General features: G+C 69.2%; 1 protein-coding gene. It reads right to left on the reverse strand.

The window, feature by feature from the left end:
* Window positions 1-47 precede the first annotated feature (47 nt).
* Window positions 48-780 (reverse strand): IS256 family transposase (locus NR072_RS07595; RefSeq protein ID WP_256836711.1); only part of this gene is annotated, 733 nt, incomplete at its 5' end.

Genomic DNA, 780 nt, shown 5'->3' on the forward strand with positions numbered 1-780 from the left:
GGGTCAAGCCCCTCGTGATGGTGTAGCGGTCTGATCCTTCATGGGGGTCAGGCGCTGAGGCCGAGGGTGAGTTCGGTGTCGGGGTCCACCTCGTCTCCGGTGTTGGTCACGGTGGTGTGCCTGCAGCGGGCCAGGACTTCGAGACCGAGGTAGCGTCGACCCTCGGCCCATTCATCGGTCTGCTCGGCCAGCACCGCACCCACTAGCCTGACGATGGCCGCCCGGTTGGGGAAGATGCCCACCGCGTCGGTGCGACGGCGGATCTCCCGGTTGAGCCGCTCGGCCGGGTTGTTCGACCAGACCTGCGTCCAGACGTCCTTCGGGAACGTGGTGAAGGCCAGGATGTCCGCCCGGGCGGCGTCGAGGTGCTCAGCCACGGTGGGCAGCTTCTCGCTCACGTAGTCCAGGAGCCGGTCGAACTGCGCGTGCACGCTGGCCGCATCGGGCTGGTCATAGACCGAGTGCAGCATGGCTTTCACGGCCGGCCACATGTTCTTCGGGGTGATGCCCATCAGGTTCGCCGCGTAATGGGTGCGGCAGCGCTGCCACGTCGCTCCGGGCAGGTTCGCCGCGATGGCGTCCTTGAGTCCGGTGTGGGCGTCAGAAGTGACCAACCGGACCCCGGCCAGGCCGCGGGCGACCAGGTCGGCGAAGAACTCGTTCCACGCCGCCCCGGTCTCCGAGGTGGCGACCCGCAGGCCCAGGACCTCGCGGTGGCCGTCAGCGTTGACCCCGGTGGCCAGCAGCACCACGGCGTTGACCACGCGCCCGCCCTCGCGG

Source organism: Micrococcus sp. Mcc89 (assembly GCF_024519795.1).
GTDB classification, from domain to species: Bacteria; Actinomycetota; Actinomycetes; order Actinomycetales; family Micrococcaceae; genus Micrococcus; species Micrococcus luteus.